Annotated in this window: 26 protein-coding genes, 1 pseudogene and 1 riboswitch; of the genes and pseudogenes, 7 read left to right on the top strand and 20 right to left on the bottom strand. The window is 63.8% G+C overall.

Annotated features, from left to right (window positions below):
- Positions 1–4 precede the first annotated feature (4 nt).
- Positions 5–2,368: a serine/threonine-protein kinase gene (locus CH275_RS24230; protein WP_094680721.1), complete on the top strand. Its 2,364-nt coding sequence runs from the start codon at positions 5–7 to the stop codon at positions 2,366–2,368.
- On the opposite strand, the gene CH275_RS24225 is transcribed toward CH275_RS24230, so the two are convergent.
- Entirely contained in the window at positions 2,365–3,555 is a 1,191-nt protein-coding gene (locus CH275_RS24225) for an acetate kinase (protein ID WP_094680720.1), read from the bottom strand. The two genes, CH275_RS24230 and CH275_RS24225, sit on opposite strands and share 4 nt — an antisense overlap.
- Positions 3,552–5,672: a phosphate acetyltransferase gene (pta, locus tag CH275_RS24220; RefSeq protein ID WP_179276319.1), complete on the bottom strand. Its 2,121-nt coding sequence runs from the start codon at positions 5,670–5,672 to the stop codon at positions 3,552–3,554. The genes CH275_RS24225 and pta overlap by 4 nt, the downstream gene beginning before the upstream one ends.
- A gap of 60 nt (positions 5,673–5,732) precedes the next feature.
- Between pta and CH275_RS24215 the strand changes: the two genes are divergently transcribed.
- Positions 5,733–6,257 (top strand): nitroreductase/quinone reductase family protein, encoded by a 525-nt coding sequence (locus CH275_RS24215; RefSeq protein ID WP_094680719.1) that lies wholly within the window; start codon positions 5,733–5,735, stop codon positions 6,255–6,257.
- Here the strand turns inward: CH275_RS24215 and fgd are convergent, their stop codons facing one another.
- From fgd to CH275_RS24175, 9 genes and pseudogenes are all read right to left on the bottom strand, one after another.
- Positions 6,258–7,271: a glucose-6-phosphate dehydrogenase (coenzyme-F420) gene (fgd, locus tag CH275_RS24210; protein ID WP_094680718.1), complete on the bottom strand. Its 1,014-nt coding sequence runs from the start codon at positions 7,269–7,271 to the stop codon at positions 6,258–6,260. It abuts the gene before it with no gap.
- Positions 7,272–7,335: 64 nt separating this feature from the next.
- On the bottom strand, positions 7,336–7,668 hold the full coding sequence (locus CH275_RS24205) for a YidH family protein (protein WP_094680717.1): 333 nt from the start codon (positions 7,666–7,668) through the stop codon (positions 7,336–7,338).
- Entirely contained in the window at positions 7,665–7,985 is a 321-nt protein-coding gene (locus CH275_RS24200) for a hypothetical protein (protein WP_094680716.1), read from the bottom strand. Before CH275_RS24200 ends, CH275_RS24205 begins: the two co-directional genes overlap by 4 nt.
- A 69-nt stretch (positions 7,986–8,054) precedes the next feature.
- The gene (locus CH275_RS29815) at positions 8,055–8,783 is read right to left on the bottom strand and encodes a GNAT family N-acetyltransferase (RefSeq protein WP_094681095.1); all 729 of its coding nucleotides are present in this window, start codon (positions 8,781–8,783) and stop codon (positions 8,055–8,057) included.
- 135 nt (positions 8,784–8,918) lie between these two features.
- Positions 8,919–9,278 (bottom strand): annotated as a pseudogene (locus tag CH275_RS30455) (AAA family ATPase); the annotation flags it as partial.
- Complete coding sequence (cysC, locus tag CH275_RS24190) at positions 9,275–11,134, bottom strand: adenylyl-sulfate kinase (protein WP_094680715.1); 1,860 nt, start codon at positions 11,132–11,134, stop codon at positions 9,275–9,277. The pseudogene CH275_RS30455 and the gene cysC, both read right to left, overlap by 4 nt.
- Complete coding sequence (gene cysD / locus CH275_RS24185) at positions 11,134–12,048, bottom strand: sulfate adenylyltransferase subunit CysD (protein WP_094680714.1); 915 nt, start codon at positions 12,046–12,048, stop codon at positions 11,134–11,136. Before cysD ends, cysC begins: the two co-directional genes overlap by 1 nt.
- On the bottom strand, positions 12,045–12,836 hold the full coding sequence (gene stf0 / locus CH275_RS24180; RefSeq protein WP_094680713.1) for a trehalose 2-sulfotransferase: 792 nt from the start codon (positions 12,834–12,836) through the stop codon (positions 12,045–12,047). Before stf0 ends, cysD begins: the two co-directional genes overlap by 4 nt.
- A gap of 62 nt (positions 12,837–12,898) precedes the next feature.
- Positions 12,899–14,260, bottom strand: coding sequence for a sulfatase family protein (locus tag CH275_RS24175; RefSeq protein WP_094680712.1), 1,362 nt, complete (start codon positions 14,258–14,260; stop codon positions 12,899–12,901).
- A 47-nt stretch (positions 14,261–14,307) separates the two neighbouring features.
- On the opposite strand from CH275_RS24175, the gene CH275_RS24170 reads away from it, so the two are divergent.
- Both CH275_RS24170 and map read left to right on the top strand, forming a co-directional pair.
- Positions 14,308–15,180 (top strand): SUMF1/EgtB/PvdO family nonheme iron enzyme, encoded by an 873-nt coding sequence (locus CH275_RS24170; RefSeq protein WP_094680711.1) that lies wholly within the window; start codon positions 14,308–14,310, stop codon positions 15,178–15,180.
- Positions 15,181–15,230: 50 nt separating this feature from the next.
- Entirely contained in the window at positions 15,231–15,998 is a 768-nt protein-coding gene (gene map / locus CH275_RS24165; protein WP_094680710.1) for a type I methionyl aminopeptidase, read from the top strand.
- On the opposite strand, the gene CH275_RS24160 is transcribed toward map, so the two are convergent.
- Positions 15,999–16,499, bottom strand: coding sequence for a GNAT family N-acetyltransferase (locus CH275_RS24160; protein WP_143546881.1), 501 nt, complete (start codon positions 16,497–16,499; stop codon positions 15,999–16,001).
- 177 nt (positions 16,500–16,676) lie between these two features.
- On the opposite strand from CH275_RS24160, the gene CH275_RS24155 reads away from it, so the two are divergent.
- Positions 16,677–17,156, top strand: coding sequence for a winged helix-turn-helix domain-containing protein (locus CH275_RS24155; RefSeq protein ID WP_094680709.1), 480 nt, complete (start codon positions 16,677–16,679; stop codon positions 17,154–17,156).
- Between the two features lie 2 nt (positions 17,157–17,158).
- Here the strand turns inward: CH275_RS24155 and CH275_RS24150 are convergent, their stop codons facing one another.
- The 5 genes from CH275_RS24150 to CH275_RS24130 all read right to left on the bottom strand — a co-directional run bounded on the left by CH275_RS24150 (position 17,159) and on the right by CH275_RS24130 (position 21,498).
- Positions 17,159–17,602 (bottom strand): HIT family protein, encoded by a 444-nt coding sequence (locus CH275_RS24150; protein ID WP_094680708.1) that lies wholly within the window; start codon positions 17,600–17,602, stop codon positions 17,159–17,161.
- A gap of 31 nt (positions 17,603–17,633) precedes the next feature.
- Positions 17,634–17,724: riboswitch (ZMP/ZTP riboswitch) on the top strand.
- A 33-nt stretch (positions 17,725–17,757) separates the two neighbouring features.
- Positions 17,758–18,282, bottom strand: a complete 525-nt coding sequence (locus CH275_RS24145) for a permease (protein WP_094680707.1) — start codon at positions 18,280–18,282, stop codon at positions 17,758–17,760.
- A gap of 149 nt (positions 18,283–18,431) precedes the next feature.
- A complete protein-coding gene (locus CH275_RS24140) occupies positions 18,432–19,757 on the bottom strand; it encodes an ABC transporter substrate-binding protein (RefSeq protein WP_094680706.1) in 1,326 nt (441 codons plus the stop codon).
- Positions 19,758–19,771: 14 nt separating this feature from the next.
- The gene (locus CH275_RS24135) at positions 19,772–20,611 is read right to left on the bottom strand and encodes a carbohydrate ABC transporter permease (protein WP_094680705.1); all 840 of its coding nucleotides are present in this window, start codon (positions 20,609–20,611) and stop codon (positions 19,772–19,774) included.
- Positions 20,611–21,498, bottom strand: coding sequence for a carbohydrate ABC transporter permease (locus CH275_RS24130; protein WP_094680704.1), 888 nt, complete (start codon positions 21,496–21,498; stop codon positions 20,611–20,613). The genes CH275_RS24135 and CH275_RS24130 overlap by 1 nt, the downstream gene beginning before the upstream one ends.
- Positions 21,499–21,647: 149 nt before the next feature.
- Here CH275_RS24130 and CH275_RS24125 point away from each other — a divergent pair, with 149 nt between their 5' ends.
- Together CH275_RS24125 and CH275_RS24120 are read left to right on the top strand one after the other, a co-directional pair.
- On the top strand, positions 21,648–22,406 hold the full coding sequence (locus CH275_RS24125; protein WP_179276318.1) for a 2-phosphosulfolactate phosphatase: 759 nt from the start codon (positions 21,648–21,650) through the stop codon (positions 22,404–22,406).
- 72 nt (positions 22,407–22,478) lie between these two features.
- On the top strand, positions 22,479–22,955 hold the full coding sequence (locus tag CH275_RS24120) for an OsmC family protein (protein WP_094659497.1): 477 nt from the start codon (positions 22,479–22,481) through the stop codon (positions 22,953–22,955).
- 45 nt (positions 22,956–23,000) lie between these two features.
- Here the strand turns inward: CH275_RS24120 and CH275_RS24115 are convergent, their stop codons facing one another.
- From CH275_RS24115 to CH275_RS24105, 3 genes are read right to left on the bottom strand one after another with little or no spacing between them, the layout of a single operon-like run.
- On the bottom strand, positions 23,001–24,347 hold the full coding sequence (locus tag CH275_RS24115) for an LLM class flavin-dependent oxidoreductase (protein WP_094680702.1): 1,347 nt from the start codon (positions 24,345–24,347) through the stop codon (positions 23,001–23,003).
- Between the two features lie 15 nt (positions 24,348–24,362).
- Positions 24,363–25,235, bottom strand: a complete 873-nt coding sequence (locus CH275_RS24110; RefSeq protein ID WP_094680701.1) for an LLM class flavin-dependent oxidoreductase — start codon at positions 25,233–25,235, stop codon at positions 24,363–24,365.
- A gap of 6 nt (positions 25,236–25,241) precedes the next feature.
- Positions 25,242–25,556, bottom strand: coding sequence for a rhodanese-like domain-containing protein (locus tag CH275_RS24105; protein ID WP_094680700.1), 315 nt, complete (start codon positions 25,554–25,556; stop codon positions 25,242–25,244).
- Positions 25,557–25,868: the final 312 nt, after the last annotated feature.

Genomic DNA, 25,868 nt, shown 5'->3' with positions numbered 1-25,868 from the left:
CCGAATGGACGACGACGAACAACAACCCACCGCCCCGGCGGAACGAACGCAAGCAGTCGTGCGAGCCGACACCAGCGAGCGCACCCAAGCAGTATCGCGGAAACCGGCCGGCTCGAACGACCGCGCAGCAGCGAAATCCACTGCAGCACAACCCCCGTCCACTCGGGCCAGAACCGGGCGGTCACGATCGGGTCGATCGCGCAGCACCGGCATTCGGCGACGCCTCGGCGGCGGCCTGGTCGACGTACCCCGGGTCGACCCGGTCGACCCCGAAACTGCGGTGATGTCGGATCCGACGGTGCCGCAGCACAAGCGGTTCTGTTGGAAATGCAACGCGAAGGTCGGCCGCAGCGAACCGGGCGAGCCCGACGTTGCCATGGGCACATGTCCGCACTGCGGCTCGACGTTCGACTTCACCCCTCTGCTCGAGCCCGGCGATCGCGTGGTCGGTCAATACGATGTGCAGGGCTGCATCGCGCACGGCGGACTCGGCTGGATCTATCTCGCCATCGACCGCAACGTCAGCGACCGCTGGGTGGTTCTCAAGGGGCTGCTGCATTTCGGCGACGAGGAAGCCCATGCCGTCGCGGTCGCGGAGCGACAGTTCCTTGCCGAGGTAGCGCATCCCGGTGTGGTGAAGATCTACAATTTCGTCGAACAGCCGCGCGGCGACGGCACCAGCGTCGGTTTCATCGTCATGGAGTACGTCGGTGGACGCTCGCTACGCGAGATCCTCAGCACGTGCGACGGTGACCGCCTGCCCGTCGAGCAGGCACTCGCCTACGTCCTCGAAGTGCTTCCCGCACTGGGCTACCTGCATTCGATCGGCTTGGTCTACAACGACCTCAAACCCGAGAACATCATGGTCTCCGACGACCAGATCAAACTCATCGACCTCGGCGCGGTCGCGGGTATCGAGGACTACGGCTACCTGTACGGCACAGTGGGCTACCAGGCACCGGAGATCGTCAAGACGGGACCGACGGTGGCGTCGGACATCTTCACGGTGGGCCGCACGCTCGCGGTCCTCACGTTGGACATGCCGTCGAAGAACGGCAAGTATCTCGAAGGCCTGCCGTCGGTGCAGGATTCCGAAGTGCTGCAGCAGTTTCCGTCCCTTCATCGACTACTGCTGCGGGCCACGCACGAGGACCCCACTCGGCGGTTCCGGTCCGCGGACGAATTCGCCGGGCAGGCAACCGGTGTACTGCGCGAAATTCTTGCCATCCGAACCGGCGTCGAGCGGCCCGGTCTGTCGACGGTGTTCAGCCCACCCCGCACGACTTTCGGCACCGAACAGTCGGTGGGCCGCACCGATACCTACGTGGACGGCACGGTGCGCCACGAACGAATGACGGCGGCAGAAGTCGTTGCTGCGCTTCCGGTTCCGCTGGTGGACCCCAACGATCCGAGTGCGCCGCTCCTCGCGGCTGCGGTACACGTCGAACCCAGGCAGACTCTGGACTCACTGCAGCACGCCAAGCGCAACGGCATCGAGCGAGTCACCGCAAGCGCGGGCGGATCCGCTGACTCCACGACCACTTCCGTTCCTGCCGAGACGGGTGTGGAAATCACCCTGGCCGAAGTCAAAGCCCACCTGGATCTGGGTAACATCGTCGAGGCAACGGAGATTCTGGCCAAGGTGCAATCCGACGACAGCGCCGCCGATCCGTGGCGGGTGCAGTGGTACAGCGGCCTGCTCGCTTTGCTGCACCACGAATACGATTCTGCGTTCACGAGTTTCGACAACGTACTCGGAGCGATGCCCGGCGAGCTCGCCCCCAAACTCGCGCTCGGCGCCACCTCGGAGCTGCTCGGCCATGTGGCCTCGGGGAACCCCGAGGAGGCCGAGAAGTGGCGAGCCCGAGCGGAGGGTCTGTACCGAGCGGTATGGCGGACCAACCGCGGCATCGTGAGTTCGGCGTTCGGCCTGGCCCGGCAATTGCAGCGGCGCGGCGATCAGACCGGAGCCATCGCCGCCCTCGACCAGGTGCCGATCAGCTCGCGACACTACTCGATGGCGCGCATGACCAGTGTGTTGACGCTGCTGATGGACCGCTCGCGAGCCGAACTGTCCGAGGCGGACTTCCGCTCCGCCGCACGCCGAGTCGCGTTGCTACCCAAGGCCGAGAGTCGGGCCCTGCAGATGCGGACGCTGGTGCTGGCGATGGCCCTGGACTGGATCGTCTCCGGCCACGCGGCCACGGCCGAACGAGAGCCCATACTCAGCGTCCCGTTCACCGAGGACGGACTGCGACGCGGCACCGAGAAGGGTCTGCGCGCCCTGGCCCGCAACGCCAGCGACCGCGCACACCGCTTCTCGTTGGTGGACCTGGCCAACGCGATCAGGCCACGGTCGTTGTTCTAGTCGGCTGCTCGAACCAGATCGTTCGTCGCGCGCGCAATGGCCAGCTCCTCGTTGGTCGGCACCACCAACACCGTGACGGTCGACGAGTCGGTGGAGATCACCCGGGCGTGCTTGCTGCGCACTGCATTACGCTCCGGGTCGACCTCGATGCCGAAGCCTGTCAGGTTCGCGAGCGCGTCGGCGCGCACAGCCGACGCGTTCTCGCCGACACCAGCGGTGAACGTGATGACGTCGAGTCGGCCGAGACCGAGCATGTACGCGCCGATGTACTTGCGCAGGCGGTGGATGTAGACGTCGTAGGCCAGCCGCGCGCTCGCGTCGCCGTCGTCGATTCGTTGCTGCAGTTGCCTGAAGTCGTTGACTCCGGACAGCCCGATCAACCCGGAACGACGGTTCAGTAGAGCATCGATGTCGTCGACACTCATGTCTGCGCTGCGGCGCAGGTGCATGATCACGCCGGGGTCGATGTCGCCGCTGCGAGTACCCATGACGAGTCCCTCGAGCGGGGTCAGGCCCATGGACGTGTCGACGGCTTTGCCGCCCGCGACCGCCGATGCCGAGGCACCGTTGCCCAGGTGCAGCACGATCTGGTTCAGGTCAGTGAGATCGCGGCCCAGGAATTGCGCCGCCTGGTCCGAGACGTAGTGATGCGAGGTGCCGTGAAAGCCGTATCGCCTGATGTCGTGCTCGGCGGCGACGGTCGCGTCGATGGCGTAGGTCGAGGCCGCATCGGGCAGGGAATGGAAGAAGGCGGTATCGAACACTGCCACGTGCGGGACGTCCGGCAGCTGCTTCCTGGCGACGTCGATTCCCAGTACGTTCGGTGGATTGTGCAGTGGAGCAAGGTTACTCAGGTCGGATATCTGTTGCACGACGGCGTCGTCGATGATCGTCGGACGGTAGAACACCGTACCGCCGTGAACGACGCGATGCCCGACGGCGGTGACATCCGACCCGAGTTCGACGCCTGCGTCGGCGAGCATCTCGAACGCCAGAGCCAGACCGTCGCCGTGGTCCTCGATGCGCTGGATTCGCTCGCTGCTCTCGCCCTGATAGTCGAGTTCGACGCGGCCGTCGGACTCACCGATGCGCTCGACGAGCCCACTGGCCAGTGCCTCGCCCGAGTCGGGTTCGACGAGTTGGAACTTGACCGAGGACGACCCGGAGTTGACGACGAGGATGCTCACTTGCCCTCCCCATCGGCCGCGGAGATGCCCTGGGCCTGGATCGCGGTGATGGCAACGGTGTTGACGATGTCCTCCACGAGGGCACCCCGGGACAGATCGTTGACGGGCTTGCGCAGACCCTGCAGAACCGGTCCGACGGCGACGGCACCGGCGCTGCGCTGCACGGCCTTGTAGGTGTTGTTGCCGGTGTTGAGGTCGGGGAATATGAAGACCGTCGCTCGGCCCGCGACGTCGGAATCGGGCAGCTTGGACGCGGCGACGGATGGCTCGATGGCCGCGTCGTACTGAATGGGCCCTTCCACGAGCAGCTCCGGATTACGTTCGCGGACAATTGCGGTGGCCTGCCGAACCTTGTCGACATCGGCTCCGGAACCGGACTCACCCGTGGAATACGACAGCATCGCCACCCGCGGCTCGATGCCGAACTGAGCCGCGGTCTGCGCCGAGGACACGGCGATGTCGGCCAGCTGCTCGGCCGTCGGGTCGGGTACGACGGCGCAGTCACCGTAGGCGAGCACCCGATCGGACAGGCACATCAGGAAGATCGACGACACCGTCGACACGCCTTCGGTGGTCTTGATGATCTCGAACGACGGTTTGATGGTGTGTGCGGTGGTGTGCGCCGCACCCGACACCATGCCGTCGGCAATTCCCTTGTGCACCATCATGGTTCCGAAGTAGGAGATGTCGGTCATGATCTCGCGGGCGCGATCGATGGTCATGCCCTTGTGCTTGCGCAGTTCGGTGTATTCGACTGCGAACTCTTCGGCGTAGTCGCAGTTGTTCGGGTCGAGGACGGTGGCCTTGTCGAGGTCAACGCCCAGTTCCGAAGCGCGGCGGCGGATCGGTCCTTCCTCACCGAGGATGGTCAGGTCCGCGACCTGACGCTGCAACAGTCGACCGGCAGCCCGGAGAATACGATCGTCACCACCCTCGGGGAGGACGATGTGCTTGCGGTCGGCGCGGGCCCGGTGAATCAGCTGGTACTCGAACATCTGCGGTGTCGTGATGGTCGGAATGGCGATATCCAGCCGTCCGAGGAGGGTTTTCGCATCCACCCGCTGTTCCATCAGGCCAAGTGCGGTGTCGACCTTGCGCTGCGATCCCACCGCGACCCGGCCACGAGTCTGCGCTGCGGCGGAGGCGGTGTCGAAGGTACCGAGCTCGGTGGTCAGGATCGGCAGTCGCGGGCCGAGGCCCGCCACCAGTCGGGCGATCGCCGGGTGGGGCTCGATCCCGCCGTTCATGATGATGCCGGCGAGCGACGGAAAGCCCTCGGCTTCATGGGCATTGACGAGTGCGAGCAGTACGTCCGATCGGTCTGCGGGCGCGATGACGACGACGCCCTCGGTGAGGCGTTCGAGGATGTGCTCGGCGGTCATGCCGCCGACCATGACCCGCAACGCTTCTCGCTGCAGCAGCGACGAATCACCGCTGTACAGCGTGCCGTCGACCGCGTCGAGCAGCTCTGCCATCGTCGGGGCGACGAGCAGGGGAATCTCGGGCAAGCTCCATGCCGGTACCCCGACGGCCGCCAGCGCGTCGGTGACGGCATCGAGATCGTCGGGCGCACAACGGTTGGCCACGATCGCGGCCAGGTGCGCGTGATGTTGGCGCAATTCGGCCTGGCACAGGCCCGCCAACTGCGCGATCTCATCGGGTGTACGTCCGGATCCGCGCAGCGCAAGCAGCACCGGGGCACCGAGATTGACTGCGATGCGGGCATTGAACCCGAGTTCACTGGGGCTGCCGACATCGGTGTAGTCGCTGCCCACGATCACCACGGCGTCGCACTGGGCAGCCACCTCGTGGTACCGATTGACTATGTCGCTGAGCGCTGCGTCCTGATCCGTGTGCACCTGCTCGTAGGTGACGCCGAGCGACTGCTCGTACGTCAGATCTGCGGTGGTGTGCTCGACGAGCAGCTCGAGAATGTAATCGGGTTCGTCGGTCGAGCGTGCGATGGGCCGAAACACCCCCACCCTGGCTGCGGTGGCAGCAAGCATCTGCAGTACACCGAGCGCGATGGTCGACTTCCCGGAGTCCCCTTCCGGTGACGCGATGTAGATGCTGGAGGGATACATGTCCGACGCGTCGGTGCCGCTGGGCTCAGCCATGGCACCAAGCTTAGTAGGTGGGGTGTTGACACCGGGCTCGGTCGGGTTGTCCTATGAACCATGGCCCAATCACCGTTCCCGGATGTGCGCTGGGGCAGCGAGACCTCGTTCATCCGCAAGCCCGCTGTGAAGTTCGCGTCGACCAAGCCCGGTTCGTGGGTCATCCGCAATCTCGCGGGCGTCGACCGCTGGTTACTGACCAAATCCGACGGTCGCTTCACCGTCCTCGGCCCGATCGCCGCTCCGGTGGTGTTGCTGACCACCACCGGCCGCAAATCCGGCAAGCCGCGGACGAGCCCGCTGCTGTACTACCGGGAGGCCGACAAGATCTATGTCGTGGGCTCCAATTTCGGTCAGCAACACCACCCGGCGTGGACGTCGAACCTCCTCGCCGACCCGAAAGCCGTTGTTGCGATCGGCGGCAAGAAGATTCCGGTGACGGCCACCCGCATCACCGGTGACGAGAAGGCCCGCATCTACCGACAGTTCGACGCGATGGTCGAGGTGTACGGCGAATACGAAACCAGGACCGACCGCGACATGCGATTGTTCGCGCTCGCGGCCGATCTCGGGGGTTCCTCGTAACTAGCCGAGCTTGCGCAGGCGCGGTGCGAGATCCTTCTCGAACAATTCGAGGAATCGCTTCTGGTCGTGGCCCGGCGCGTGGAACACCAAGTGGTTCAGGCCCGCATCGGTGTACTGCTTGACCTTCTCCACTGCCTCGTCCGGATCCGATGCGACGATCCAGCGCTTGGCGACCTGCTCGATCGGCAACTCGTCGGCAGCCTTCTCCATCTCGATCGGATCGTCGATCGAGTGCTTCTGTTCCGGCGTCAGCGACAGCGGGGCCCAGAAGCGGCAATTCTCCAGTGCGAGTTCGGGATCGGTGTCGTAGCTGATCTTGATCTCGATCATCCTGTCGATCTCACCGGCGTCGCGCTCGGCCTTGCCTGCACCCTCTTCCACTGCGGGCAGCAGCTTGTCGGTGTAGAGCTCCATGCCCTTGCCCGACGTGCAGATGAACCCGTCGCCTGCGCGTCCTGCGTAGCGGGCCACCACGGGACCGCCGGCGGCGATGTAGACCGGGATGCCGCCCTCGGGAACGTCGTAGATCGACGCGCCCTTGGTCGTGTAGTACTCGCCCTCGAAGTCGACGCGGTCACCCAGCCACAGCTCGCGCATCAAACGCACCGACTCACGCAGCCGCGCGAAACGTTCCTTGAACTCCGGCCATTCGCCGGTGAATCCGGTGGCGATCTCGTTGAGCGCCTCGCCCGTTCCCACCCCGAGCATGATGCGTCCGGGATACAGGCAGCCCATGGTCGCGAATGCTTGCGCGATGACCGACGGGTTGTAGCGGAACGTCGGCGTCAGCACCGAAGTGCCGAGCTGAATCGTGTTCGTACGCTCGCCGACGGCCGTCATCCAGGCAAGCGAGAACGGTGCATGCCCGCCCTCGTGCCGCCACGGCTGGAAGTGATCACTGACCGTCGCCGAATCCATACCGTGCTGCTCGGCGAGTACACCGAGCTCGACCAACTCACGCGGCCCGAACTGCTCTGCCGATGCCTTGTATCCCAGCTTGAGACTCTGCGCCACGCCGAACTCCTGTCGTTGGTCGTCCTAGTTATTCGATTGTGCACCTGTGGTGGTTCGCCACGCTCTACTGGATCCCCAGAACCGTGACCACTGCGGCCAGCACCGCCACTACGCCGATGCCGACCGCGAAGATCCACAGATCTCGTGACTCCGGCATCGGTGCACCGTTCTCCAGGGCAGCCCGCACACGCATCCACCGCCGCAGGCCGATGATCGGTGCCGCGGCGGCAAGTCCGATCAGAATCAGGCCGAGTGCCGTTCGAACCCATCCCGTACTGAAATCGGGAACGAGGTGGACGATCGCGATACCGCCGGCCAGCAGCCCGAGCGAAGTCCGCAGCCAGGCGAGAAAGGTGCGCTCACTGGCGAGTGTGAACCGCTCGTCGGGCCGCGTCACTGTCGTGCGGCCATGCGCTCGCGAATCAGATCGGCGACCAGGTCCGGATCGTCGGGAGTGAAGACCGGCGAAATGCGGCGGAGGGTGAGCACCACTGCAGTGTCCTTCTTGGGGCGCATCACGTCCAGTGGAAGCCACTGATCGATCCACGACGCACCCCACAGCCGCCACCGACCGTTCCAGTTGCCGAGGACGGCGGTGTCGACGGCGCGAATCCTGTCGTACGCCACGAACTTCTTCGTGGCCAAGGGGAAGTAGTAGTACCTCAGCGTGACGCCTGCCTCGTCGAGACGGACCAGTCCATCGTCGTAGATCACATCGCCATTTATTCGCATAAGTAACGATAGGTCTCCGAGGGTTGAGCGAGCAACAGCGGATCTCGGAACCTATCTCGCGTTCGGCGAGGGCGTTCGAACCAACGTCAGCTGCGATGTCCGACGCAGCTCGAATCCGATGGACAGGTAGAGGTCGATGGCGCGCACATTCGCAGCCGACGCATGCAGGAACGGTTCGTCGCCGCGGGCTCGAATACCGTGACCGACCGCGCGCACCAGGTCCGTGGCCAGACCTTGACCTCGGAATGCCGGGTCGGTGCAGACCGCGCTGATTTCCGTCCACCCCGGTGGGTGCATGCGCTCCCCCGCCATCGCGATCAACGCCCCTTCGCGCCGGACTCCGAGGTACGTGCCGAGCTCGATCGTCCGGGGCAGGAACGGCCCTGGCTCCGTGCGACGAACCAATTCGAGCATCTCGGGGACATCCGCTGCCGTCAGCACGACGGCGTCCGCGAAGGGTCGGGTCTCGAGGCCAGTGCCGATCAGCTGCACCAAGCCGAAGGTCTCCACATGCGACCACCCCGCCGGCAATTCGCGTTCCGGACCGTTGAGCGCCACCACGGTGCGTGGTCCGAACAAGGCGGCGATGTCGTCCCAGTCCTGCGGATCGAGAACGTCCGGGTGCACCAGGAACGGCGACACCTCGGGATCGGCGCGCATGACCCGTCCGCGCCGAACCGCAAAGCGCGAGAGTGCGCCGTCTAGAGAATTGCGGATGGGTTCGTCGAGAGGGTGAGCTGACACAGGAAAGAGAATCGCACGGGCGTCAGCAATCGACATTGCCGGTGTACGTCCGGCGGTATCGAGTACACGGTGTTCGCTTGTCCAGTGATCGTATTCGCGGCGCTCGATCTCATCCCACCTCGGAGCCCGAAAGCTTCCGGTGTCGCCCACAATTGCGACCGAGCGCGCCTCGGCCCGGCGTCGGTGCTCCTTCGTATCCGAACATGTCACCAAGAATTCCACGATGTCGGCACCCGCTGAATTCGCGACGTCTCGCCACGCCTGGCGCGTGACCTCGAGTGGGTTCACGCATTCGACGACCACCGAAATTCCGAACGCGAGATTATCGGCCGCGACGGCGTAAGCGACCATGTAACCGGCCGGCCCGATCGGTTCGGCCGAACCACCACCGCACGCCGCCAGGGCAAGTTGATGTTCTATCGTGTCCACCCGCACGAATGGCAACTGTGCCTCTGCCACGATCGCCGACGCGATAGTCGACTTTCCGGTCGCGGGCAGACCACAGATGACATACAGCGTCGGTCTGCTCAACGCAGCTCGTGTTCCTCCAGAACCGCCAATACCCTCTGCACCAGATCGTCGATGTCGGCTCCGGTGGTATCGATCGTCAGGTCCGGGTTCGACGGCGCTTCGTACGGCGCGTCGATGCCCGTCAATCCCTTCAGTTCGCCGGCCCGAGCTCGCGCGTAGAGCCCCTTGGGGTCACGGCGCTCGCACTCCTCCAACGGAGTGCTGACGGCGACCTCGACGAACGGGAGCTTCGCGGCGTCGTTCAGTGCGCGTGCGATAGCGCGGTCCGATTCCAACGGCGACACGAGCGAGGCGATCGCCACCACCCCGGCATCGGCGAGCAATCGCGTCAAATGCCCCACACGGCGGATGTTCTCGGCTCGGTCGCCCGGGCTGAAACCGAGATCGTCGGACAGTCCGTGGCGCACGTTGTCGCCATCGAGAAGGTATGCAGTGCGGCCCGATTCGACCAATGCGCGTTCGAGCGCCACCGCCACTGTCGATTTACCCGAGGCCGGCAGACCGGTGAACCAGACGGTTGCTCCGCTCTGTCCCGTTGCGCCCCAGCGGTGTGCGCGGTCGAGCGCCGAGGGATGCCACTTGATGTCGTTACGGGTCTGCTCACCCGGCTTGACCTCCCTCGCCTCGGCGATGGTTCCCGCACCGACGGTGTCGTTCGAGGATTCGTCGATCAGAATGAACGCACCGGCATCTCGGTTACCCAGGTACGGATCGGCCACGATCACCGACGACGTTCGGAGAGTCACGGTACCGATATCGTTGAGCGACAACTCGACCGGTAAATCCTTCTCGTCCAGCGTTTCCGGATCGAGCCGGGAATGCAATGCTTGCACTGTCGCACGGACCGTCCTGGCCGTGTGTTTGAGCGACACACGGTCTCCGGCACGTAGTGGAGTCGCGCCGAACCAGCACACCGTTGCGTCGATCTCGCGCGCGAGCACCGGCTCGTGTGCACCGTCGACGCCACTGACCAGGACGTCCCCACGACCGATGTCGATATCGTCTGCCAACTGGACCGAAACTGACAGTGGCGCAACGGCAGTCGTGCGTTCATCGTCCAGAGTGTCGAGTCCGGTCACCGTGGAACGAGACCCCGACGGCAGCGCGATCACCGCGTCTCCGACGGCGAGTGTGCCTGCCGACAGTCGTCCGGTGTACCTACGTCGTTCTCCCACGGTGGGTCGCGACACCCACTGAATCGGCAGTCGGACCTCTGCGGGCTCCGCTGCGGGAGCTGCCAATTCGATGCCCTCGAGATGCTCGAGCAATGTCGGTCCGTCGTACCAGGGCGTGTTCGCCGATCGGTGCACCACGTTGTCGCCGTCCTTGGCAGCCAAGGGGATCACCGTCAGCTCGACGCCTCCCAGACGCTCGGTCAGGAGCCGAAGCTCGGCTTCCACTTCACGGAACCGTTCCTCGCCGTAGCCGACGAGGTCGATCTTGTTCACGGCCGCAACCAGGTGTTCGACGCCGAGCAACGTCGAAATCCTGGCATGCCTGCGTGTTTGACGCAGCACTCCGGAGCGCGCGTCGACCAGCAGAACTGCGACGTCGGCCGTCGATGCACCGGTGAACATGTTGCGGGTGTATCTCTCGTGACCGGGGGTATCGGCCAGGATGTAGCTCCGCGATCCGGTGGAGAAGAATCGGTACGCCACATCGATCGTGATGCCCTGCTCCTGCTCGGCGCGCAGCCCGTCCGACAGTGCTGCGAGGTCGGCGACGCCGTCCTTGGTGACCGCGTCCAGGTGGTCGAGCGGCAGGCTGTCGGTATCGAACATCAGCCGACCGATCAGCGTGCTCTTGCCGTCGTCGACCGAACCTGCCGTTGCCAGCCTCAGAAGTTGCCGTGTCATCAGAAGTATCCCTCGCGCTTGCGGTCTTCCATCGCGGCCACCGATGTTCTGTCGTCGGCGCGAGTTTCTCCCCGTTCGGATACCGTCGCCGCAGAGATTTCTCCGATGACGCCGGCGATGTCGGTTGCGTGCGAGCGCACCGCTCCCGTGATCGTCAGATCGCCCACTGTGCGGTAGCGCACCCATTCCGTCGCCGCTCGCTCGTGCTCGGTAGGCGAGGTGAACTCCGATGTGCTGAGCAGGATTCCGTCCCGCTCGAACACCTCTCGCTCGTGCGCGAAGTAGATGGACGGCAGTTCGAGGCCTTCGAGTTCGATGTAACGCCAGATATCGAGCTCGGTCCAGTTGCTCAGCGGGAAGACGCGAACCTGCTCGCCGCGGCGGATGCGCCCGTTGTACAGCGACCACGGCTCGGGGCGCTGGGCCCGCGGGTCCCACTGGCCGAACTCGTCGCGGAAGCTCAGCACTCGCTCTTTCGCGCGGGCTCGCTCCTCGTCGCGCCGCGCACCGCCGAAGGCAGCGTCGTATCGGCCGTCTTCCAAAGCGTCCAACAGAGTTCGCGTCTGTAGTCGGTTTCGCGAAGCATTGGGCCCACCGACCTCGGTCGAGCGGCCACGATCGATAGAGTCTTGCACCGACGCCACGACCAGCTTGTGACCCGAACTCTGCACGCGTCGATCTCGAAATTCGATGACCTCGGGAAAATTGTGTCCCGTGTCGACATGCAATACCGGGAAGGGCAGCGGCGATGGCCTAAACGCTTTCTCTGCCAACCGAAGCAATACGATCGAGTCCTTGCCCGCAGAGAACAACAGGACAGGCCGTTCGAGTTCGGCTACCACCTCGCGAATGATGTGCACGGATTCGGCCTCGAGTATTCGAAGCTCGTCGACAGTTGCGACACTCGCAGTCATGCGCTCACCCTTTCGGCCGTGTAGCGCGCTATCCAGTCATCGGACCGACTGTTTCCCTGCCTCTTCAGTGCAGGCGGTGGAGCGAGCGCCGGATCGAGACCCAGAGCGTCGAGCACGCGTCCGACCTGCGCGGTGGTATCGGACGCCAGGTCGCGGAAACCGATCTCGAGGGGCTCGACACCGGCGTCGGCGAACCACTGGTTCCAGGACTCTTCCTGCTCGACGAGGATTCGATGCAGATGTGCGATTCCGTCGGCGTTGTACTCGGCGCGAGCATCGACCTCGGGATCGGCGCTGCCGCGCCACACTTGGGTCTGCACCGCTCTCCACATCGATACCGCCTGCGCCACAGTGTCTTCGCGCCTGACGTGAACGAGAAGTACATCGTCGTCGACGACGTCGTGGATGGCGGAGAGCAGATCGTCACCCGATCGGTCGGGTAGTCCGTCGGCCCAACCGGTGAGCAGCGGTGTCTGGTTCCACATCAGTTTGCCGCCCCAGACGCCGTTGTCGCTGCACCCGGCCGCCCGAATTCGATCCCGCCACTGCACGGCGGTCTCGGTAGCCGGGGCGCCCAGGACCAGCGGCGCGAGCAGACGAAGGATGGACTCGTCCTCGACGCCGGTGAACCACTCACGCGGTTGGGGTGCCAGCGACGTACGCGGCAGGTACTGGAAGAACTCCTGCGGCTCGCCCGCTAAACCCGTTGCGCGCAACGATTCGACGAGCAGGGTGCTGCCACTGCGCTGCGATGCAAGCACCAGATAGGAACGTGGGGGTTCGCTCATGGACGAGAGCGTAAACGAACTCCAACGACTGCGCGCAACAGGCTATTTCAATCTCGCAGCGTTTAAACCTTGCCTGATTCGCCGTCATGTGCAGCGTCGATTCCTCGCTCGGAACTGAGCGGAGAACGAGACGTCGGCTTCAGCCCGTGCACGACGACGTAGTCCTGGGTGTAGCGATCGGAGATGCGCGTACCGACGAAGTCCGACGGAATCACGTCGCGGGTGTACTCCCGCCAGGTGTGCAGTCGCATCGCCAGATCCTCGGCAACAGTGCGATACGCCGGGTCGTCGTAGACGTTGACGGTTTCTCCTGGATCGGTGTTGAGGTCGTAGAGTTCCGTTCGTGCTCTCGGGCCTGCCACGGCAGCCGCTACCGCCTGACCGGACGGGCTCTCCTCGATATCCCACGGCAGATCCAGCTCCGGACGGTCCGTGTAGTTCTCGATGTAGCTGAAATCCTTTGTCCGCACGGCCCTGATGGGGTCGAACGAGTCGTGGTAGGTCTTCGACGTGAACACCTGGTCGCGGGCCACCGCGGGATCACCGGTCAGCTGCGCTGCATGCGAAAGCCCTTGCACCTCATCGGGTATCGGAACCCCCAGCAGATCCAACAGCGTCGGCACGAGGTCGACCCCACTGAACAACTCGTCGTAGACCTTCGGTTGCAGTCCGCGCGACTTCGGAGGGCGGACGATCATGGCGATACCGGTGCCCGCCTCGTACAAGGTCGACTTCGCGCGCGGGAAGGCCGGGCCGTGGTCGGTCATGAAGACCACCCAGGTGTTCTCGTCGAGCCTCGTCTCGGCGAGCGTGTCGAGCAGCTCCCCCACCGCCGCATCTGCAACCTCGACGGACCCGTGGAATTCGGCCAGATCGGCGCGGACCTCCGGCGTGTCCGGCAGGTAGTCCGGAACCTCGATCGACGAGGCGTCGACCGGGGTGTATCGCTCCCTCGGGTAGGGCCGGTGCGTCTCGAAGAAGCCTGCCGTCAACAGGAAGGGGCGGGGGCGCTCCTCGCGCAACCACTCGTCCGCCTTCTCCACGACGTACTCGCAGTACGAATTCGAAACATCGAACGTCTCGAATCCCAGCCTGGCAGGAAACGAGGTTTCATGCTGCATCCCGAACAGTGTTGTTTGCCAACCTGATTCACCGAGCAAAGCAGGCAGGGTCTGGACTCCAGGGCGATATTCCCAACCGTGGTGAGCCAAGCCGACGAGCCCGTTGCTCTGCGGGTAGCGGCCGGTGAACAGCGAACCCCGCGACGGCGAGCACAGTGGCGCGGTGGCATGCGCGCGGGTGAACAGGATGCCCTCGGCGGCAAGCGCGTCGACGCGTGGGCTCGACACCGAGCGCACCCCGTATGCGCCCAGATGACGCCCCAGATCATGCCAGTGGACGATCAGGGCGTTTTCTTCACTCATTGTTATTGCCTAGCACATCGTTCGGCACAGGATGCGATCATGAAGACATGTCCGGATGCTGTACACCCGATCGCAACGGAATCGCGGCTGCCCCGACCAGCACGTCGAGGTCCGGTACACCGCCCGCGATGGTGGACCTGAACGGAACTGTGTTTGCGATGGGTAGCGACGATCCACTCAGCTATCCCGAAGACCTGGAGGGACCGGTGCGCCGAGTTGCCGTGAACAGCTTCTCCATCGGTATCACCACGGTGACGGTGCGCGAGTTCGCGTTGTTCGTCGATGCCACCGGGTTCGTCACAGACGCGGAGACCTTCGGAGATTCCCTCGTGTTCGCGGGCACCCTCCCCGCCGCGGACCGGTCCCCCGTTGTTCCCGAGACCCCCTGGTGGCGCGTCGTTCCAGGCGCGACCTGGCGGGTACCGGCCGGGCCGCAATCGTTGCTCGACGCCGTCCGCGACCTGCCGGAGCACCCGGTGACTCACGTGTCCCGACGCGACGCCGCGGCATTCTGCGCGTGGTCCGGGACAGCGCTGCCTTCCGAGGCGCAGTGGGAGTTCGCGGCGAGAGGCGGACTCGAGCAACAACCGTTCCCATGGGGCAGCGAACCGGATCTCTCACGCATGAAGACCTGGCGCGGCGTCTTTCCCGGCTCGACATCGGACACTGTGTACACCTGCGCTACAAGAACATTCGATCCCAACGGATACGGCCTGTACGAGTGCACCGGCAACGTGTGGGAGTGGACGACGGGCGTGTTCGATGCGTCCCGCCGCGACCTGCGCGGGGTGATCCGCGGCGGATCGCACCTGTGTCACGACAGTTACTGTCGACGCTATCGCACGTCGGCTCGCTCAGGGGCGTCCGAGGACACGTCCACTGGCCATATCGGGTTCCGAGTCTGCAGCACCCCGACCTAGAGGTATAGTTATACCGGTATAGTTATCGCATAACCCACGAAAGGCGCCCCATGATCGAAATTCTCCCGCCGAGCAAGATCCCCCTCGCACGCAAATCGGGAGCATTGGTCGCCGAGATTCTCCAGACCGTCCGCGAGCGTGCCACCGTCGGCACCAACCTGCTCGAGATCGACGAGTGGACCAAAGACATCATCCTCGGGGCCGGGGCAACGTCCTGCTACGTCGACTACGCACCGTCCTTCGGCCGCGGTCCGTTCGGCCACTACATCTGTACCTCCGTCAACGATGCTGTGCTGCATGGCCTTCCGCACGACTATGCGCTGACCGACGGCGATCTGCTGACTCTCGATCTCGCCGTGGTCCTCGGCGGCGTGGCAGCGGACTCCGCCATCAGCTTCGTCGTCGGCGAGCCCCGAAAAGAAGACACCGCGATGATCGACGCCACCGAACGGGCACTGGCCGCGGGAATCGCTGCAGCGCGGCCGGGAAACAAGATCGGCGACATCTCGCACGCCATCGGCACGGTCCTCCACGAGGCCGGCTACCCGATCAACATGCAGTTCGGCGGTCACGGTATCGGGTCCACGATGCATCAGGACCCACATGTGTCCAACAACGGACGCCCGGGCCGCGGCTACGGCCTTCGCCCCGGCCTGATGTTGGCACTCGAGCCGTGGATCATGGAAGACACCGACGAACTCGTCACCGACACCGACGGATGGACGCTACGCAGCACGACGGGATGCCGCACCGCGCACAGTGAGCACACGGTCATCATCACCGACGACGGTGCCGAGATCATGACCGTGCGTGTCTAGTTACAAACGCTTCTCGAAGGTGTTCGAGAACGGCAGCACCTCGTAGGGAGGAAACACCGGGATTCGGGCGTAACCGCTCTTCTCGTACAGTCGCACTGCGTCGGGCTGCCGGTCTCCGGTCTGCAGTATCAATCGTGACAGGCCCTGGTCACGGGCGGCATTCTCCGACGCCGCCAACAGGGCGGTCGATACCCCTGTGCCGCGATGGTCGGGATGAACGAACATCCGCTTGAGCTCGAGATCGGAACCGTTCCACCGCAGCGCCGCATGTCCGACGGCCTGCTCTACACCCTCCGAGTCACGGCGATATACGAGGAACGTGCGATGCACACTGCTCTCGTCGACGGCGTTGGCCTGGGTCTTCGCCATCAGAGCGGCTCGGTCGGCGTAACGGGGACCTACCTCGGCGGCCATCGCTGCGCGCAGCGCTTCGGCGTCGGAATGATCCCAGTCGACGGCACGGATCGTGAGTTCGGTTCGTGGTTGGCATACATCGGTCACACCCGATCGCAACACGACGGCGCTCACGGGGTCAACAATTGCGATCACGGTGAGCGCATCTCTGGCGCACGAGCCCGCCGTCGATCACCCTGTGAGGGTGAACAAGAACTGTCGCTGCCCACGCTGACCAACTGCCCAGTATCCGCAGCACACACTTGTCACAGGAGCCGACCAGCCATGAGCACCGAAGCCACAGTCATCGTCCGGATCTCGGATTCCGGCACTTCTTCTCTGCGGGGATTGACCCGCCCACAATTGCACGCACTCGCCGAGGCAGTCCGCAGTGTTACCAAAGGTTTTGCGCCGCAAGCGAAAATCCTCACTCGCTTCGATGTGCAAGCAAATCAGCTGAATGCGCCGCTGGTGATCGACCTGCCCGCGCGTGATGTGATCCTGAGCGGCAAGAGCGTGAGGCTCAGTCACACCGAGTTCGAGATCTTCGCGTATCTGGCTCAGCATCCACGCGTCGTCGTTGCGAGATCCGAACTCAACACATCCGACGGTGGACGCAGCGTCGACGTCCACCTGTCGAGGGTGCGCACCAAACTCGGCCAGTTCGGTCGACTGATCACCACGGTCAGAGGAACCGGCTACCGCTTCGACCCGGAGCCCGGAATCCGCATCATCACCGAGCCGTCGGTATTGCGCAGCGCCTGACGTCAGGCGAGCATCAGACGCTTCATCTCGGCTGCGAAGCTCTCGGCACCGAGCCGATCGACCCTGTGTGGCCCAGGCTCATCCCGAACTGCGAACCACTCGACCGACGCATCGACACCCGGCCACCGAGGAATGACGTGCACATGCAGGTGGGGATGACTGTGCCCGATCGCCGCGACATACACGGACTCGGCACCGAGCCGTGTGAGGGTGCGTGAGACCGCCGTGACCGTCTGCCCTACCTTGGCCGCTTCCACGTCGGTCAGAGTCCCGAAGTTCGGGGTGTGCCGAATCGGCGATACCATCGAATGTCCCCGAAGCACGCGGCCGTCGATCGACTGTTCCGGAAGGTGAAACGCAACAACACTGTTCGATACGGCAAGAAGACCACCGGGCAGTTCGATCTTCCCGGTCACTTCCGCACAGAGCAAACATGTTTCGTTCATGACAAGAATCAACACTAACGGTAAATTGCTAGGTGCACAGCACGACTGGCGAAGGTGGAGTACCACCGGGGAGTGCCGAGCACAGTTCACCGAAGGAAGCGCCGACCGCCTGGGTGTTTCACACGACTTTCGCGCCGTGCTGCTCAAGCAGACGATTACTGCGACAGAGCGGCAACTCGACGGCGGCGGTTTCGCCGCACCACCACGAAGACCAACAAAGCAACCAGAACCACGGCGATGATCGCGCCGAGTGCTGTTGCGCCGCGGAAGCCAGGCGCACTGGTGTCGAGGGTGCGTTCACCTGCGTGGGCCGCGTTGCTGGTGCCGAGAACGATGGTGAGCGTCAACAGGTTCGGAATCGCCGTGACGACAGCCAGAATCACGGATCCGATGGCCAGTTGCTTACCCGCTCGACCCTTGCGGACCGACCAGGCGCTCCAGAAGAACACCAGCGGCGCGAACGTACAGACGATCCCGAACAGCAAGCCCCACAGAATGCCCTTGGTGAACGTGCGGTCGGCCAGTTCTTCGACCCGCAGACTCCACCAGCGCGGAAGAAATGCCGCCAGGATGAAGTACGCGATCAACAACAGGACGATGCCGGCTCCGACGAGGATGCCCCGCCTCTTCCAGTTCGCCGAGCTGGTCGACGGTGCGGGCGTGGTCGGATCGGCAGTCATGAGGCCATCGTAGATCGTGCGTGGCCGTACCCCACGCGAGTCGAGACCCGATCGTTAGCTTCCATCGTCGACACGCGCTCTCGACAGCAGTCTCACGGCCGTGTCGTGCCCCTGAACCCTGATCGATCCACCCTCTCCCGCTCTCATGCCTAACCCGAGATCTGTTCGTTCGCGGCGTCCTGCGCTGCCGTGAGCGCTTCGGGAATCGATCCTGCCCGTCCGGCGAAGATTTCCTTGAATGCGGAGTCGATATCGGCAGCCGCTGCCTGCGCTCCCGGAACCGGGTCGTTCTCGAGCACGCCCTCCTGCACGGCTTTCGGGAACACGCTCGCGTCGACGCCTTTTCCACTCCAGTAGTCGAAGTAGGACTGCTGCGCTCCGGTCACCGCCGGGATCAACGAACCGCTGGCACCGAGGGCAGCGCTGCCTTCGGAGCTACCGATCCAGGCGAGCACCTTCTGCACCGACTCGTTGTTCCCGGACTTCGCATTGGCTGCAGCGATGACGCTGTTGGTAACCGGGATTCGGCCCGCCGGTCCGGCAGGGATGGGAGCCAGTCCCCACTCGAAGTCGGCACCTTCGTCGATCTTGGCCAAGTTGTAGGCTCCGGACTCGAACACCGCGAGCTTGCCCTGCAGAAATTGGTCGACGCTGAAGTCGGCGTTGTCGTTGGTGTCCGCAGCCGACGGCGCGACCTTGCTGTCATCGACAAGTCCTACGGCGTACTGAATTGCCTCGATAGCCTTTTCGTTGCTCCCGAAGACGTACTTGCCGTCCTCCTGGTACAGACCACCGTTCGAGCCGATGAAGTTACCGAGGATGGCATCGAAATCGTAGGCGGCGTTGAATCCGTACTGCGTCACCTGGGATCCGTCGAAACCCGGTTGCTCTGCCGTCCGCCCGGCAGAGTCCACGGTGAGCTTGCGAAGCGCCGGAAGGAAGGTGTCAGCTGCGACGTTTTTCGGATCCCAAGTCAAGTTTTCCAGATCGACACCCGCATCGGCGACGAGCTTCTTGTTGTAGTACAGCACTTTTCCACCGTCGATGAGCTGGGGCACGCCCCATAGCGAATCGTTGCGTGTGTACTGGCGAACCGCGGTGTCCTCGAATCCTGAGACGGCATCGGGCAGAGCTTCGCTGACGTCCACCAGGCTGCCGTTGTCAGCGTAGCTACTGAAGTTCGGCGCGTTGACCCAGAAGATGTCGTCACCGCCGCCGCCGGACAGGTCTGCTCGCAGCTTGTCCCAGTAGTTCACCCACGGAACCTGATTCACCTGGACGGTGATATCGGGATTCTGCTTCGTGAACTCGTCGAACGACGCCTCGTAGGCGGCGGCGACAGCGTCGTCGCTCCAGATTCGGAACGTGACAGTACCCGCGTCACTGTCGTCTCCCGATCCGCATGCAGTCAGCCCTGCGGCCAGTGTCAACGCACCGACAATACCGACTACCCTTTTGAAATAGTTGCGCTGCATCTAATTTCCCCTCCTCAGTTGAATCCGCGGATCGCCAGCGAGTCGACGATGTGTTTGTGGAATGCGATGAACAGCGCGACCAGCGGCACGATGGCGACCGTCGTCGCTGCCATCACCAAAGTCCAATTTCCGTTGTATTGGCTTTGCAGATTCGCCGTCGCCACAGTGATCACCTGCCAGCGCTCCCCGCTGGTGATGATCAGCGGCCACAGGAAGTTGTTCCAGTGCGTGACGACGGTGATGACCACGAGGGTTGCGATGATCGGCCTGCTCACCGGAATCACGATGTGCCACAGGGTACGCAGATGTCCAGCTCCGTCGAGTCGGGCCGCCGCCAGCAGGTCCTCCGGGATACGTAGGAAATGCTGACGCAGCAGAAAGATGGCGTAGGGCGACCCGAACATCGTCGGTAGTACCAACGACCAGAACGTGTTTCGAAGACCGGTTTGCGAAAATATCGCGTACAGAGGGATCAGCGTGACGATCGCCGGAACCATCATGGTCGAAAGGTACACCCAGAACAAGACGTCACGACCCGGAAAATGCAGTCGTGCAAAGGCATAGGCGGCCATGATCGAGAAGGTCACCTGTGCGATCACGATGGTCGCGGCTACTGCGACGGTCACCAGAATCGCGCGTCCGAACGACCCGCTGCCGAGCAACTGTGAGTAGGACTCGGTCGACGGCGGTGAAGGCAACGAGGTAGGCGCGGTGCCGGCGAACTGGCGGGCAGTCTTGAACGAGGTGAGAAAACTGAGCAGGAACGGCACCAGAATCAGCAGGGCGGCTGCGGTCAGCATCACGTACACCACGGCAGTGGACGTATGACGTTTCGAGAACGCCGGAGTCGCCATCAGCTGAGCTCGTAGCTGGTTCGGCGAGAGAAGTATCGCTGCTGCGCAACTGTGAAAACAGCCAGCACGAAGAACAGGACCAGGGCCATCACAGCGGCGTTACCGAAATGAAAAGAACTGAACGCCTCGTAGTAGATACGCCCGCTGACGACGTCGGCAGCCCGCTGCGGTCCCCCGTTGGGAGCCAGGGCGTACGCGGTATCGAAGATCTGAAAAGAGCCGATCATTCCGGTCACCAGAACGAAGAACGTGGTCGGGCGCAGCAGCGGAAGCTTGATGTGGCGGAATTGCTGCCAGGTGTTGGCCCCATCGATCCGGCTCGCCTCGACGATGTCGTGCGGGATGGCACCGAGACCGGCAGCAAAGAAGAGTGATACGTAACCGACGTTGGTCCACACACTGACGAAGATCAGCACGGGCAGAACCAGTTTCGGCTCTGCCAACCATTCGATGCGGTGCCCGATGACGGTATTGAGCAGTCCGTCCGTCGGCGCGACAATCCATTTCCACACTACACCGAGTGCCAACGGCGCACACACCCACGGCAGCAGCAGTATCACTCGAAATACGCTCGCACCTCGGTCTCCGCGAGCCAGCAAAGTACCGAGAAACAGTCCGACGACCGTCTGCGCGGGCAACGCGACGGCGACGAATACGGTTGTGACAAGGAGGGAATGAGCGAATCGGCCGTCCTGGAACACGGAGCTGACATTGTCGAAACCCACGAACGACGGGTCACCGATCAGGTCCCACTTCTGGAAGGCGAGCCAGATCACCACTGCGATCGGGACGAGCAGGAACAGCACGACACCGAACAGGCTCGGCAACAGAAAGAGATATCCCGCCACGGTCTCTCGGCGGGCGGAACGGTGAAGCGTCGACGGCACTCGATGAACTGTAGGGCGAGACGACCCTTCCGCACACAGTCAGAATCATCCGGAGTCGATGGGTTGACAGGACATCGGAGCATCTGACGGAGAACGACGAGGCCGATAGCGGCACGGATTCGCGACCGCGCGCAGGTAGCATCACCGCGGTGAATTCTGCACACCGACAATTGTCGTACGACATACGGTTCGAGTGGGGATTGTCGGGCGCGAAGGCTGTTGCGCCCGAATGTGATCTAGCAGTCGTGGTGGATGTGTTGTCGTTCACCACGACATTGAGCGTGGCGCTGGACGCCGGCATCACGGTATTGCCCTTCCGGGTGCGGGGCGACGAGGCACAGGCCTACGCGCAGCACAACGATGCCGTTCTTGCGGTCGGCCGATCCGTCGCTCGAGGAGGTCAGATCAGCCTGTCCTCGCCGACCATCCGTGATCGAGCGTCGAAACCCGAGCGGCTCGTGTTGCCCTCGCCGAACGGGTCGACCATCTGTTACGAATTGGCCGAGGCGGTCTCGTGCGTTGTCGGCGGGTGTCTACGAAACGTCGACGCGATCGCGCAGTGGGTTGCTGCAGAATTCGCCGACGGCGCTCGGATCTCGGTCATCGCCGCAGGCGAGAAGTGGCCTGATGGGACACTACGCCCGGCCGTCGAGGATCTATGGGGTGCCGGTGCCCTGATCAGTGCTATCGCTGGTCACGGGCGATGCCGGACGCTTTCGCCCGAAGCCCGGATGGTTGGTGCCGCATGGACAGCAATCGAGGCCGAACTCCCGGCAGCCCTCGAAGCATGTTCGAGTGGGCGAGAACTGATCGACGCCGGATATCCGCGGGACGTCTCGATTGCTGCAGAACTGAACGGCAGCGACGTCGTTCCAGTTCTGCGACGCGACCGCTTCGTCCCCGCCTGACTTCTGCCGAGTTCGAATCACGATGAGCCGAACCCTTCCGCTTCGGTCGCCGGAGGGCCATCGTCGGAATTCATGACAACCAGCTCTATTCGAACGTCCGTCGTTCCTTTCGTGATCAATGCCAGCGGCACCGGGGTCGCCCAGCACCTCGTCGCCGAGGGCGATGCAGGCCACCAATTCGACACCGATGCATATCCCGCATTCGGCGGGAAGGACGAGGCACCCAGCCCGTTGTTCTACGCGCTCGGTGCGTTGACCTCGTGCAACCAGGTGACGGCCGCCCTCGTCGCCAAGGACTTGGGAATCGAGCTCGGCGAGTTCACGTTTCGCATCCAAGGCGACCTCGACACCGCAGTGCTCGTGAACGGTGACGAAGGAAATGCGAACTTCGACACCGTGAAGGTTGAGGCCACGGTACAGACCGACGCCGACCAGGAGACCTTCGACAAGTTCGTATCCGAGGTCGCTCGCCGTTGCCCGGTGACCCAGCTCTTCGTGCGCAGTGGGCTGGAGTTCGTGAACGAGTGGTCGCGCGCAGAGTTGAGCTGACCGGCCCTGCCCTTCGACCCGACTCGTAGGGCGCTCCAAAGCGCCCTACGAGGCCTGCTCCCGCTCAGACGCGGTCTGCTCGTCGAGACCGAGGTGCCCGCGCAGCGTGGTGTTCGTGTACTCGGTGCGGTACACCCCGCGCTCTTGTAAGGCCGGAACCAGCTTGTCCACGAGGTCGTCGATGGCATCACCCAAGTGGTAGGGGTTGATGTTGAATCCGTCGACCACCCGGTGCCGCACCAGATCGGCCCACCGATCGGCCAACGCCGCAGGCGTTCCGGAATGGAACCGAGACGCAGGCGAGATCTCGAGTACCAGTTCGCGGATCGACAGGCTTTTCTCCACGGACAACGCACGCCACTGGGCAATCTGATCGAGCTTGCCGGTACGTGCATCGACCGCGAGGGTTCCACGGGACGGGTCGAGCTCGTCCTCTACCGGATCGATGTCCGGCAGCGGACCTTCCGGGTCGTAGCTCGACAGGTCCTTACCCCAGTAGTGCTCGAGGAACGCGATGGCGCGAACTCCGTTGTAAGCGTTGGATCTTAGCCAGCGAACCTTCTCTTCCGCCTCCGACTCGGTGTCACCGAGAACCACGGTGACACCCGGCAGAATCTTGACCGCATCGGCGGCGCGACCGTACGCAGCCGTTCGCGCGCGGAGATCTCGCGCGTAGGCGACAGCCGAGTCGTAGGCGTTGTTGGCCGAGAAAACGACGTCGGCGTGCCTCGCGGCCAGATCGCGTCCACCCGAAGAATCCCCGGCCTGAAAGAGCACCGGCCTGCCCTGCGCACTGGACCGAACATTAGGTGCTGCATGGGCTTTGAGCAGATCGGTATCGGCGTCGATATCCGAACCTGCCCAATACTGTTTCGCCAGTTCGACTACCTGGGTGGCCCGCTCGTAGCGTCGTTCGTGCTCCAGCCAGCCGCCACGACGGAAGTTCTCACCCGTCCACGCATTGTCGGTCGTGACGATGTTCCATCCGGCGCGCCCGTCGGAGAGGATGTCCAGGCTCGCCAACCGCCGGGCGAGCTCGACGGGGATGCTGTAGGTGGTGTTCTGTGTGGCGACCAGGCCGATGCGCTCGGTCACCGACGCCAATGCAGCGAGCTGAGTGATCGCATCCGGCCTGCCGGCGATGTCGGTCGACAGGATCGCACCGCGGTTCTCCCGCACCCGCTGACCGTCGCCGAGGAAGAAGGCATCGAACAGACCGCGTTCGAGCTTGGTTGCCACCTCCACGAAGGTGTCGGTCGCAACCTGATCGGGTGCCTTCGGATCCTCCCAGACCGTTTGGGCGCCGATTCCCGGATAGAAGACGCCCAGATGGATCTGTGCATTCGGGTCGAACGGTGCGCCGGTGTCCGGGTGCTGGTCGTTGGTGCTCACGATGATTTCTTCTCCCTATTTCTGAGCCGAGGCGGCGTAGCGGCTGACCGGACGCGCTAGTCCCAGATTCTCGCGCAGCGAGAGTTCAGGGGTCGGCCTGCGAAGCAGATGTGCCGGGACGGCAAGGTCTTTCACAGCGTCCGTCCCGAGATGCAACCGGATACCGTCGGCCGCGCCGACCAGCGACTGGGCGTCCGACAGAGTATCGATGTCGGCGAACACCAGGGCTGCTCCATCTGCGCGCGCCGCTTCCGCCCGATCCGCGACATCGTCGCCGCGCACCAACGCCACATCCAGCAGATCGGTGACGCCCAGATCTACATCTCCCATGACGACCACCTGACCCTGCGGCGAACGCGGGGTGATCAGGGGCCCGACGACGTCGAAGAATTCGCCCTCGAACCGCACGTGATGCACCTTGGCTGGGTCGAGATATCGACCGGTCGCCGCGTCACGAATAACCGCGTCGTCCTCCCACGAATCCCACAGTCGCCGAGAGACTTCGATGACGTCCCGGATCTCGGCGGTCACGCTCGACCGCACCTCCGATCCCACTGCGGCATGAGCAGCGGGAGAGTTGTCTGCGCCGATCACCCAGGCTCCCCGGCCGTGGGATGCATAGTCGAGACTGGCGAGTTGTGTTGCGAGAAAGAAGGGTTCGGTGGTCACGGTGTGGACGGTCGGGGCCAAACCGATCGTCGACGTCGTCGACGCTACGAACGCCGCACGCGTGCCTGCATCGAGTCGATTCCGGGCCGAGACCAAAGAATCACCGAAGGTGACCAAAGTGAATCCGGCGCGTTCGGCGTCCGCGACGTTGCTGTGAAGCCGCTCGGGTGACTCGTCGTAGCCGTCGAGTTCGAGGGCGAAATACAGGGTGTCAGCCACTGTCGCTCACACGCCCTGGATCGGTAGGCCGTCATCGCGCAGCGCGGGAAAGCCACCGTCGACGTGCGAGACGTTGGTGTAGCCCAGCTCTTTCAGTTTCTCGACGACCGGGCCGGATCCCTCGACCGAGCCGCAGAACACCACGATGCGCTCGGAACGGTCGCGATTGTCGGCACCGAATTCGATTGCCACATCGCCCTTGTCGACCACGATCGCTCCTGCGAGCGTGCCGAATTCGATTCTCGACGGTGCGCTTCGCACATCCACCAACGTGGCCTCGCCCGCCACGGCTTCGCTGGGGCTGATCAACTCCGAACTCATCGTGATCCTGCTTTCTCCGGGGCGTGCACCGATACCTGCACAAGAGCCCACGCTGCCTCAGTTTCGCCCGAGAGTGAAGGGTTCCGATCAGCGTGAGGCAAACCAAGGAATACAGATGTGAACACTCAGGACGAATGGCCGAACGACGATAGGCTGCCTGATCATGGGCGCCGATTGCTTCTCGCGCTGCAAGATCCGGACGACAATGGGCCGGCGGCGCATTTTCCCCGGCGAACTTCGATGGTCCCGAAGCTCCTGGGCAACCCTGGACTGCCACCACTCGGTCTCTGAATTCGCTGCGCGAGTGGGGTC

Origin of the sequence: Rhodococcus sp. 06-235-1A, from assembly GCF_002258785.1 — a bacterium.
Classification (GTDB): Bacteria; Actinomycetota; Actinomycetes; order Mycobacteriales; family Mycobacteriaceae; genus Rhodococcoides.
Note: the sequence above shows the minus strand (reverse complement) of the source record. Positions and strands in the feature narration are given on the sequence as shown.